Origin of the sequence: Flavobacterium sp. ASV13, from assembly GCF_000745775.1 — a bacterium.
In the GTDB taxonomy this organism is placed as follows: Bacteria; Bacteroidota; Bacteroidia; order Flavobacteriales; family Flavobacteriaceae; genus Flavobacterium.
In genome coordinates, this window is sequence record NZ_JQJY01000010.1 from 55058 (window position 1) to 68021 (window position 12964).

General features: G+C 33.8%; 6 protein-coding genes. All 6 read right to left on the bottom strand.

The features are described from left to right. Nucleotides 1–9 precede the first annotated feature (9 nt). Nucleotides 10–3303, bottom strand: coding sequence for a VCBS repeat-containing protein (locus tag GQ47_RS19905; protein WP_035652200.1), 3294 nt, complete (start codon nt 3301–3303; stop codon nt 10–12). Nucleotides 3304–3366: 63 nt separating this feature from the next. Further along, nucleotides 3367–5577, bottom strand: a complete 2211-nt coding sequence (locus GQ47_RS19910) for a CRTAC1 family protein (protein ID WP_051951673.1) — start codon at nt 5575–5577, stop codon at nt 3367–3369. Between the two features lie 49 nt (nt 5578–5626). Continuing rightward, a complete protein-coding gene (locus GQ47_RS19915; RefSeq protein WP_035652201.1) occupies nt 5627–7123 on the bottom strand; it encodes a vanadium-dependent haloperoxidase in 1497 nt (498 codons plus the stop codon). Nucleotides 7124–7288: 165 nt separating this feature from the next. Continuing rightward, a complete protein-coding gene (locus GQ47_RS19920; protein ID WP_035652202.1) occupies nt 7289–7834 on the bottom strand; it encodes a hypothetical protein in 546 nt (181 codons plus the stop codon). Nucleotides 7835–8012: 178 nt separating this feature from the next. Then, complete coding sequence (locus GQ47_RS19925) at nt 8013–9500, bottom strand: RagB/SusD family nutrient uptake outer membrane protein (RefSeq protein WP_035652204.1); 1488 nt, start codon at nt 9498–9500, stop codon at nt 8013–8015. A 9-nt stretch (nt 9501–9509) separates the two neighbouring features. Then, nucleotides 9510–12518, bottom strand: a complete 3009-nt coding sequence (locus GQ47_RS19930) for a SusC/RagA family TonB-linked outer membrane protein (RefSeq protein WP_035652207.1) — start codon at nt 12516–12518, stop codon at nt 9510–9512. Nucleotides 12519–12964: the final 446 nt, after the last annotated feature.

Consider the following 12964-nt stretch of genomic DNA (forward strand, 5'->3'; position numbering starts at 1 on the left):
TTTTTGCTTTTAATTAATCCTGACGCTTTGTAAAAACGAATTGTTTTTAGTGACTAAGAGATAGGTTTTTCCCTGTACTTTTATTTTTTCCATGTTTTTAACGTCTCCCGGAGTAAAAAATCCGCTTTCAACCGCTGTTACCGATTTGAATTTTCCTTTTCCATTTCCTTTTAAATACAATCCGTGACCGGCATCGTTTCTAGGAGTTTCGACTTCAGAATTAAACATATTTCCTGTAATTAATACATCCAAATTTCCATCTTTATCATAATCATCAACCATTATTTGATTGATACAACTCAGTTGTGCTTCAACAGGCAATTCATGAATTACAAATTTTCCGTTCTTATTTTCCAAATAAATACTGGCAAAGGATTTTACTTTATAATGTAAGGCTTCTTTAAGCGATTTTTCGGTATAAACATCAACAAGAGTGGCTTCTGAAAAACTTTCATAATCTTTGAATTTCTTCTTGATATTCGGAATTTGTTGTGACGAACAACCACGTCCGCGCACCGGATATTGCTTACCATCATTATAATAGCTCAATACAATATCTTTGTGTTTATCGTTGTCAAAATCTTTCACAAAAATATCAAAGGTCTCATTCGGAGTCGCTTTGTATTTGTAATTCAATCCATTGTTTCCAACAATATAATCCATGTCGCCATCCTTATCAAAATCGCCTTGCTGAATGCTCCACCACCAGCCTGTCGTGTCATCGTTAAGTCCCATATCTTTTGTAACTTCTTTGAAACCTGCTTTTGTATTTTGGAAAATACGGATTGGCATCCATTCACCTACTACAATGATATCATCTAATTTATCATTATTGAAATCCGTAATTACGGCACTTGTCGCCATTCCCAGATTTATAAATTCTTTTGGTGCCTTTTTAGAAATTTCAAATTTTGGCTGTGTTGAAGTGCTCAAATTATGCAACAAATAGGTTGTAGTTGGCGAAGGATACTGTCCTGGAACTTGTCTTCCTAAAACCAAAAGATCCTGTTTTCCATCTTTATCATAATCGATTGGATACACTTTTGAACCACTTACCAACATTCTTGGCAATACTCCTGCTGGTGCTTTGGTAAAATCGCCTTTTCCGTTATTGATATATAATCTGTCTTGTAATTTTGGATCATTAATCAAAAATTCATAACCGCCACTTACTACATATAAGTCGTTATCTCCATCATTATCAGCATCAAAAATTAACGCACCCGTATCTTCACTAGCTTTATCCAGTTCCAATGCCGGAATATTTTTTTCTACAAAACCATTTTTAGTCTGAAAAACCATTTTTCCGGAATAAGTTGCTGAACCTCCAATGAAATAATCCTCAAGACCATCTTTATTTAAATCACCTACAGCAATGACAGGCCCGAAAGTTGACATTTTATGAGGCAACAAAACCTGATCTTTAAAATCATCATATTTATTTTCTTCGTGTTTAAAAACTGGGAAGATTTTGGTTTCAGTCGTAAATAATTGTTTTTTCGGGTTTGTAGCAGCTACGGCTTCTTCTTTAGCATCCTGCTCTTTTATATGAAGCGTTTGATTTGCTTTTACATTGTTTAACTTTTGTACTTTACCATTTGTCCAAACCACTTTTACTTCATCAATTGTATTTTCTTTACCTACACCAAAATGCAGTTCAGGAGCCACTGATGATTGAAATCCTCTTGTTAAAGTAAGCTCTTGCATTTGAGTTCCTTTTTTGGTTCTCACATAAACACGATTTCCGAGACCGTAAATATTTTTTGAATTGCCTTTAAAATCTACTTTGATATAATTGTTGAGTTTTGAACTTGAATTTTCGAAAACTGATGCATAATCATCGATATTATTTACTACAATGTCTAAGTCGCCATCGTTATCTAAATCTACGTAAGCTACGCCATTTGAAAAGCCTTTAAATTCAATTCCCCATTTTTTATTTGCCTGTTCAAAATTTAAGTTTCCTTTATTTTGAAACATGAAATTATCGATTTTCTCAGATGGAATTTCCTGAGATTTTTTAAGCAAATCTTTTGGTTTTAGATTTAACGTTTCAAGACTATGAAAAAAATCATTGTTATTGATTTCTCTTCTTGTTCCATTCGTTACAAACAAATCCTTGTTTCCGTCATTGTCAAAATCGGCAAATAAAGGTCCCCAACTCCAATCTGTAGATGATGTTCCGGTGATGCGTGATACATTGCCAAAATGCGGAATTCCGTTTTCATAAACTCCGGTATTTAACTGCATACAATTGTGCATATATTGGTAATTAAAGCCTGCATCAATTACATCCCAAAAAAGTTTTGGATTCATACTGGACATATTTGCTTTTTTACGACGATTGTCTTTCGCATCCATATCTACCTGAAAAACATCTAAATTTCCATCGTTATTGAAATCTGAAATATCAACGCCCATTCCGTAGAATGAATTATGCGCCATTGCCTCTTTTACAACTTCTTTAAAAGTTCCATCCTGATTGTTTATATACAGGAAATCTGGTGAGTTGAAGTCATTTGAAACATAGATATCAGGCCAGCTGTCATTATTTAAATCGCCCACTGTGGCACTTAATGATAAACCATAGTTCTTTACACCTGCCTGTTCGGTAACATTCGTGAAACGATTTCCATCATTTCGGTATAAATGCCCTGATTCATTGTCTTTAACATGAAGCATCATTTGCACATAATCGCCCGTTGCAGAATTAAATTTCGTAGGCGGATAATTAGCTACAAACAAATCTAAGTCGCCATCTTTATCATAATCGAAAAATGTACCCTGAACGCTGTTTCCTATGTCGTCAATACCATATTCTTTGGCTTTTTCTGTAAAAGTGCCGTTTCCGTTATTAATATATAACTCATTGTTTTTAGGGCCAAATTTTCCTCCGACACTACAATAAATATCTAGAAAACCATCTCCGTTTACATCGGCCATGGTAACTCCTGTATACCAACGGCTATCGCCTCCTACACCAGCTTTTTCTGTAATATCTTCAAATTTTAAATTTCCTTTGTTTAAGTATAATTTATTGGACACCTGATTTCCAGTAAAATAAACATCAACTAAACCATCGTTATTGATATCACCTGTTGCAACTCCACCTCCTAAATAAATATAGTTGTAGGTAAAATAATTGAGAGAATCATTTTCTTTCAAGTTATTACTAAACTCAATTCCGGTATCAGAACGGTCTAAAGTGGTAAAGATCTTTTGATCAGAGTCTTTAGAACAGCTTGCAAGTAATACTAAGCTCACAATGCTCAAAAAACCTGCTATCGTATTTATGTTTTTCATTTTTATATTTCTAAAATTTATCAATTTGTCTAATGGATTAACCTATTAACTCTTAGCATTTTATTACATACAGATAGGCGATCTCGCTCCGGCCGTAGGAAAGGAAAGTTTTTTAAGATTTATGTTTGAAAATTCTTTTTCGCCTTCAATAATTTTGATGAATTGATTTGGCTTTACATTTTTAAACACTTGCTTTTTCTGATTTTTTGGCCAGATAATTTCGATTTGATCAATGATTTTTGTTTGTCCAATTCCAATTTCCATTCGCAATGCCGAGGCTCCGAAACTTCCACCTGAATTTACTATTCTGTATACCGATCTTGGAATACCTTTTTCTTTGAAACTTACTTTTATTTTGGCACCAATTGCAGAACGATTGCTCTCTGTGCCTTCTAACTTCATCTTTATCCAACGGTTGTTGTTTTGGCCTGGATTCAGGTATAAAGAATTATTGAAAGCATCTCCAAAATAAGCACCTCCAACTTCAATGAAAATATCGCTGTCACCATCATTATCTAAATCATTAAAAGCTACGGCGTGCCCTTTTTGAAGATTTCCCATACGACTTGAAACTGTGACATCTGCGAATTTTCCGTTGCCCATATTTCTGAATAATTTATTAGGAGATAAGGATTTATAATCTGGATTTCCAGTGCCGAGGTACATATCCAGAAATCCATCGTTATCAAGATCTCCAAAATTGGAACCCATTGCAAAAACAGTTTTACTCAGACCCGATATTTCAGAAACATCAGAAAAAGTGCCGTCATGATTATTGTGATACAAATACATTTTGCTGCTACCATTTGGAATATTTAATGCTTCCATTGCAATTTCACCTGCAATTGATCCGTTAAACTGATAACCGCAAACAAAAATATCTTGCCAGCCATCATTGTCATAATCCCAAAACCAGGTTGGAAAAGTCATGACATTAATTCCTGCTAAACCAGCTTCGTCTGTAACGTCTTTAAATTGCGGAATGCCATTTTTAAGTCCGGTATTTTTTAATAATATTTTCTTTTTATTCATTCCGGAAAGAAACAAATCGATATCGCCATCATTATCATAATCCGCTGATGTTGCTCCTTTGATATAACTAACAACATCGCATTTAGCCGCTTTGGCTACATTAGTAAATATTCCGTCCTGATTATTGAGATACAATTCAGAAGGATAAACTCCATCATCTGAGGACTCGTTTCCAATAAATAAGTCTAAATAACCGTCATTATTAAAATCGTTCCAGTTTCCGGCTTGAGTAGGAAATTCAGAATACAGACCACTTTTAATAGTCACATCTGTAAAAGTGCCATCGCCGTTGTTGCGTAATAATGAGTTGGGTTGTCTACCGTATTTACGCATCCAGGCACCTCTTAAAACGAAAATATCAACATTACCGTCATTATCATAATCCGCCTGAATCATGTTCAAACCGCCTTTAAATCTTCCTATTTCTGAACTTTTAGATAAATCCGAAAATTTTCCTTTCAGATCATTTTGATAGTAATGCATAACGCCGTCCAGACTCCAGTCTGAGGTTACAATATCCAAATAGTCGTCATTATTGAAATCATCAACAATCACTCCTCCTGACATATTTCTGCTCTTTATGCCAACATTTGGAGCGACATCTAAAAATGGTTTTACATGGTATTCCGAAGCGTCTTTATTAAGATTGGGTATCAGCCATTTTTGAGGAACTTCTGACGGATAGCCCCCTAATGTCATGTAAGCGATATTAAGCAACCATCTTGATTCATAATCGTTAGCATCTAAATCCAATAACTTCTTATAAATTTCAATTGCATTTTGAGATCCTTGACGTACGGTATGAATACCGTTTTTTTGAATGGGCATAATACACGATTCCGGATTGTGGTAATTCACGCAATTTTGTTTTTCACCAAGTCTCATATAAGCAATTGCAAGGCATTTTAACGCTTGCGGATCATCTTTTCCATCAATCGCTTTTTTTCTTTTGATGGCATTTTCCATAATTGATACAGATTCAGCTTCTTTCCCGAATTTCAATAATGCATTCCCTTTGTTTAATTCGTTGAATAATTTAAAAAAACCTTCATCAGAACTTTTAATTATTGAATCGTAATAAGCCACTTCTGCCTGAGCTGCGAATGGATTATTTTTCACATTATACATCTTCTTTCTGGCACCTAAAATCTTGATCATTTTATCATTAGGATTAGAAAAATAATCGCATGAAACCGTCAAAACAGATACTATAGATAAAAATATTAGTGGCTTAATTTTCATAATTAAAACATTTTTAGAATAGCAAAATCCCTTTTGAATATTAGAAAACTTATTCAATTGAAGTGATTTTATCGATCGTTTTGTTTCCGATATGAAAATTGTAGAATTTCCAAACCTCGTGAGCTACATTTCTACCCAGTTTTAGTCCTTCAACATTATCTGCCTGAATATGATAGCCTCCCATAACTCTGGAAATTCCAGCCATATTTGCTGTTTCTGTAAACGTTGGGAATTTTAGAACAACAGGTTTTCCGATGTTATTTGGTTCTGTCATTGATCCTGGCGTACTCACAGTTGCAGATTCTCCAAAAGTGTCATTTCCTGTCCATAATTTTAATGCTTCACCGCAGCCACCACTAATTGTACTATGTCCGGAAACATAACCTGGAAAAGCTGGGCATAAAAAAATATCTGGTGAATACGGTCTCCAGTCTTGTCCTTTCATATCTATATTTCCAAAACCAGGTCCGCCCCAGGCATTTATAGTCTTGTCTTTAAAATAATAATGTACTAAAGCATAAGGACGAGCAAAATCGTAAAACATTTTTGTATCCCAACAGGCTATAAAACAATCCATAGCCGTCACTTGATTGTAGAAAAACATTTTCACATCCTGATCAAGCGTGTGCTTATCACGTCTTGAAACATCCTGAGCAAATTTTAGCCAGTGTCCAGCTTGTTGTACTGATTTTGGACCATCACGCATAAATTCTACTAATGCTTTTTGTTCGTTAGTAAGATTATGTTGCAAGTCGATTAATTCTTTAACTTCATTTTTAAGTTGTTCTGAATCTAAAGAAGGCGGAGGCATTGCACGAAACTGATCTCCAGATTTTAAACCAACAGGCTTTACTTTGCCCCAAAATGGTGTCATACAACCTGGCGCGAACTTACCGCCTTTTCCGTCTGAAAAATATTTTGGTTGCCAGTGATTTACATCAACCATTTCATCTGCAGTATTTACTGGCTTATAATTTACATAATTAAAATAGGGAGTTCCGTTTGATCCATCTTCTTCTCCATATTGATTTGAACCGTCATGTTTTCTAGCTTCGATAACCGCTTTAGCTGCTAAATTTCCTATTCCTACTGGTGTTTTAGGATCAAGAGATTTATCATTAGAATCCAATCCTAATTCAATCATATAAGCCTTAAACATTTCTTTATCCGAAAAATAATATTCACTTAAGGCACCATAAGCAGCATAACTAATAGCAATCTCCTTGTTTTTGAGTGTTTGTTCTTTTTGAGGTCTTCTTTCTGCATCTTTTAAATATACCGGAATTGCCTTTTGATCATAACGGCTCCAGGCATCAAAAACAGCAACAAAAGTTAATCCTAAAAAACGGGAAGTTACGGTTGGTCTCGGCTTAAATTTATCCGTATCATTTGCTGTTGCACGAATAGCAATTTCGCTCCATTTATAAGCCATATTGCTTGCTCCTGTTGGTTCAGGTTGTTTTTTATTGTCTTTGTTTTGGGCAAACGCAGATAGGCTTAAAGCACTAAACAGTAGCACTTTAAACAAAAATTTATAAATTTTCATTTGGTTAGGTTTATATGGTTATGTAATAGTTTCTTAAATCAATTATTCTAATTGATTAAGTGAAAAATTTAAATAATCAGAATTCATCTTATGGCAACACCAAAGATTGAATTGAGGACTTGATTGATAGTCAAGACTTTTTAAATTTTTAACGTGAAAGAAATATTATACCATATCGGGAGGAGGACAAATGGTAGTAAAATACCCTGAAAGAAGGTCTCTTTTTGGAGTATACGGACACAATTTTTCAGGGAAAAATACTTTGGATGCAGTAACAACCAAATCAATTGTATCATTATTAGGAATGTAATCCGTAATGAAGGATTTCATTAATTTTTTACTTGGATTTTCTTTGTTAGAAGAGGTATCAAATATCTGACTGTCAACAATTTTTTTCAAATCCTTGCTAAAAACTTTGGTATAAGAATTTTTTAGACAATATAACTTTAAGACATTGTTTACTATTCTCTTCTTAAAAACATGATAGGTTTTATTTTCAATTGTAAAATCTTCATTAACTTCCTCAAAACCAGAATCTACGACATAGGCATAAGGATCAATTTGAACTTCAATAACTTCAAAATTTGAATCCTCAGTTTTTTCCATAGCAGTCACCCATATTTGCTCTTGTTGTTCAGCAAACATCATATAAAATCCTAAAACATTGTAAAACAATGTTACGATTAAAAAAAGTGATGCAATTTTTTTCATCTTGAATAAAACTGGTCTGTGGTATTTAAAAATGTATTTTAATAGTAAAACAGAAAATTATAAGTATCTAATTTTTAATGGTTTTTCAGAATATAAAATAGTGATAAACAGCGCACTTGCATGCGCTGTTTGTCAAACTACTAACTAACTCTAACTTAAACTAACTAACTTCGTTCAATTAATAGCCCGGATTATTATTACTAGGCTTAATATTTGGATTTGAAGATGTTTCTCTATTTGGTATTGGCCATAATTCGCTTTTACCAGCTTTAAAACCAGTTCCTGCTAATTGAGTACTAGCAATGCCCCATCTAATTATATCATCAAAACGAACTTGCTCACCAGCCAATTCTACTTTGCGTTCGTGAATAAGAGCAGTAAAAACCTGATCTTTTGTAAGTGTTGTTGCCAACAATGGTACACCAGCTCTTGCGCGAACCTGATTAATGTAACCAATAGCTGTTGCTTGTACACCGCCAGATCTTAAGCTTTCACATTCAGCCATCATAAGCAATACATCTGAATAACGCATAACTTTAAAGTTGATACTTGAATCAAGATTTTCATCAGTACGTTTATAATAGTTTTGATATTTTTTCCAGCCTGCTCTTCTTAAACCTTCTGATGAAGAAAAATTAGCAGCTGTCATCGTGTTGTTTCCGTTATTATATTTAGATCCCGGAACGTAAAAAGTATCTCCAAAACGTTTGTCGTTTGCCTCATATTCATCTAACAAATTATCAGACGGATATACATTGTACCAACCAAGATTACCATATTCCTGACCTCTAAGCGTAGATTCAGCAACACCATCTCCGGCAGTATCACTACCCCATTTATCAGCTACTCCTAATTTTTCATCATATTCAATTTCAAAGATTGATTCAGGACCATGTTCTGTTTCATCCATAAAATTGTTGTAGAAATTAGCTTCTAAACTAAATCCTGTCACTTTGCTAAAAGCAGCTAGAGCTTCATCATATTTCTTTTGGTACAACAATGCTTTTCCTAAATAAGCAAAAGCGGCTTCTTTTGTTGCTCTTCCTTTGTCTTCAACATTTTTGCTTAATAGATTTTTCGAAGCAAAGTCAAAATCAGAAACAATCAATTTATAAACTTCATCTTTAGGGCTTCTTGGATTACCAACGATGGTCTGTTTTGTATAAATTGGCAGATCTCCAAAACGAGGTACTAATAAAAAGTAATAGTATGCTCTTAAAAAATGAGCTTCGCCTAAAAACTTATTCTTTTTCTCTTGTGATAAAATTGAATTTGGCAAAGCATTAATCTTATCTTCATTATCCAAAACAAAATTAGCTTTGGAAATTCCTAAATAACAAGTCTCCCAGTAAAATTGGATGATATCACTACTTGCATCAAAAGAGAAATCAAGAAAAGGCTTTTTATTTCCTTCCAATTGAGGATTTCCCTTATTTTCCTGAGCCATATTGTCTAAAGCAAAGAAAATATGTCTTGCGTATAATCCTCTTGTCTGCAAGTTTGCATATGCAGCATTTACTGAAGCTTGCACCTGAGTTTCACTTTTAAAGTACGTTTCTGGCGATAACTCATTTGGATTACTCAATTCTAAATCATTGTCGTTGCATGAATTTATTGTAAAAATCCCTAACAATATTGCAACTGTATATTTTATTTTTCTCATCATCTTTATAAATTAAAATGTAACATCAAGTCCAAAAATTATTGATTTAGGTTGTGGATATCTTCCTATATCAATTCCGGCAGAATTTGCATTAGCATCTACACGAGCAATTTCAGGATCTAAACCAGAGTACTTTGTAATTGTAACAAGATTTTGCGCACTTACATAGAATCGGATATTTGAAAAATGGTTGTCAAAAGCATCTCCAGATAAAGTATATCCAAGAGTCACATTTTTTAACCTAGTATAAGAACCATCTTCAACATATCTTTGACTTGCAGATGACCAGTTTTGCCCCGCTCCAAGTGCTCTAGGTAATGTAGCCGAAGGATTGGTAACTACTCCATTTTGAACAATTGATCTGTCTAAAACATCTGTACTAGCATTAAATAAACGCTGCATAGCTTCTAGATCAAATTTATTTGAATTGAAGACGTCATTTCCGCTAACTCCAGTTATAAAACAGTTGAAATCGAATTTTTTATAGGCTGCTGTAAGATTTAAACCATACGTAAAATCTGGATATGGATTTCCAATATTTGTTTTATCTTCTGAGTTGATAACTTTATCACCGTTTCTGTCAACAAATCTAATATCACCAGGTTGTACAGTAGTTTGTCCTGCACCTAAAGCAGCATCTACTTCTGCTTGATTTTGATAAATTCCATTCGTTTGATAACCCCAGAAGTAAAATAATGGCTGACCAACTTCTAATCTTGAAAAGCTTTCCAGACCGGCTCTTCCTGACGGCCCGCCTAATACGCTAGTTACACCCGGCGCTAAACTTGTTACCTCGTTTTTACTTGTTCCTAAGTTCGCAACAGCTGACCATGTAAAATCACCTTTTCTGTCGTTGTAGCCAAGTGAAAGTTCAAATCCATGTACTTTTGTATTAGCAATATTTTGAGTTTGAGTTCCTCCACCAGCTGAACCTACAGAAGCAGGTAGTGGTACTGCGAAAAGGATATCACTACCTTTATTGTTAAAATATTCAAAGCTTCCAGTAAATTTTTCATCAAATAAACCAAAATCCAAACCTATATTTCTATCTGTTTTAGACTCCCATTTCAAATCTGGATTAGAAGCTCTACCAGCTGTAACACCTGAAGCAGCTGCTCCGTTAATTGGATAAATATAATTTGCTGCTAAAGTTCCACTGTACTGATAATTGTCGATAAGGTCATTACCTGTTGTTCCAGTACTGGCTCTAAGTTTCAATGTGCTGAATATAGAATTTGCCATAAAACTTTCTTTTGCAATATTCCAACCTAAAGCAACAGAGTAAAAATTACCATAGCGATTATTAGAACCAAAACGAGAAGATGCATCTCTACGTCCTGAAATTGCGAATAGGTATTTATCATCATAGTCGTAATTAATACGAGCTACATAACCCAAATTATTTGTTTCACTGCTTGTTGATGCTAAATTTGCATCTTGAAGTCTCAATTGATCAATTTCATCTGAAATATAATAACGGCTACTTGCTACAAGATTCTGAAATTTATTCTCTATTTTAGTAATTACTCCTACTGCTTCTACGTGATGTTTTTCTGCAATAGTAGTTTTGTAAGTTAAACTATTATCGAAAACAATAGTTTGACCTTGAGAATTTGTTTCTGCAGTTGATGAGTAAGCTTGTTTATGAGCTGAACCATCAGCATAACTTGGGATAAAAGTATGGTCTTCATTTGTAAAATAATCCAAAGCAACTTGTGATCTGAATTTTAATCCTTTAATGATTTCTACTTCAGCATAAATGTTTCCAATTATAGATAAACCCTTAATGTATTGATATCCTAAATTTGCCACACGAACTGGGTTTTCTGCATCCTGCCCATCAGCAGTAGAAGGACCTTGATAACCTCCTAAATTATTTGGATTGTAAACAGGTAAATAAGGTGCCATTTTAATAGCATGTTCTAATAATGTTCTACCACCTGATGCACGTTCTGGATTAGTCTTGCTAAAAGATACTCCAATATTACTTCCAACTGTTAACCTGCCAATAGTTTGTGTATTGTTTGCTCTGAAAGAGTAACGTTCAAAACCAGTATTTATAACAGCTCCTTCTTGTTTTAAATATCCAGCAGAATAGCGACCTGTAGAATTATCTGTTCCGTTTGAGAAGCTTAAATTATAATCCTGCATTACACCATCCTGAAAGATTTCGTCTTGCCAATTTGTATTTATGTTTCCAAATTCAGCTGCTCTGGCTGTTAAGTCACTTCCTAAATCTTTTGCATATTTTAGGTATTGCTGTGTATTCAGAACATCATATCGTTTAGTAATTCTTTGAAAACCTGCATAAGAACTAAAATTTAATGTTCCTGCACCTTTTTTTCCTTTTTTAGTTGTTACCATAACTACACCATTATAGGCTTTAGAACCATATAATGCAGTTGTTGAAGCATCTTTTAAAACGGAAATACTCTCAATATCACTAGGATTTAATCCTGATAAGTTACCTGTTAAAACTCCATCGATTACATATAAAGGTGTACTATTTCCCATTGTAGCTAAACCACGAATACTAACCGTTGGACTAGTACCCGGTGCACCATTTACAACAGTAACACCTGCTGCTCTACCTTGCAAAGCTGACTCTGCATTAGTAATAGGAACTGCTGTAATATCTTTTGAGGTAACGGTTGAAATTGCTCCAGTTACCTTAGTTCTTTTTTGCGTACCGTAGGCAACAACAACTTCCTGCAAGTTTTGTGCTGATTCAACAAGTGTAACATCAATTGTGCTACGAGTTCCTACTGCAACCGTTTGCGTAACTAAGCCAACATAAGAATATATTATTTTGTCTGTTGGATTAACTCCTTTTAAAGAATACTTACCGTCAAAATCTGTCGATGCACTATTGTTTGAACCTTGTACTGTAATACTGGCACCAGGTAATGGAAATCCCGAAGGATCTGTAACCACACCTTGTACGGTCTTGGATTGTGCCATCATATTCTGATAGCTTATCATCAGCAATGCGATTATTGCAAATTTTAATTTTAACTTCATAATTGGTTTTTTGTTTTAGTTAAATAATTGTTGGTTGTAAAGTTTTGTTTGTTATTTATTGTATTGACGCTTTCTTTTTAATTTCAGAAACTAATTATGGAACGCATTTTATTTTTTTCGCAATTGATAAATTCTATCCTTAAATTTTGATTTTAAAAAGTCGCTCATGATACATAAATATGGTTTTAATTCATTTTCTAGTTGGTTTAAGATTGTTAGTAATTTATTTCATGTTTATTTTAATTTTGATTATACCAAAAGTAGATTGTTAACATAAATTTCACATACTACATTTGATGCATAATCTATCAAATTTGTAGCATCGTAGTTAAAAAAATAGGAAATTCAGGGTTTTACAGCGCTTAATCAATTGAAATGAAAAATATATTATTACTAATTTTAGCATCTTATTTTTTTGATATGAAAAAAATAAATGACTTATAAAT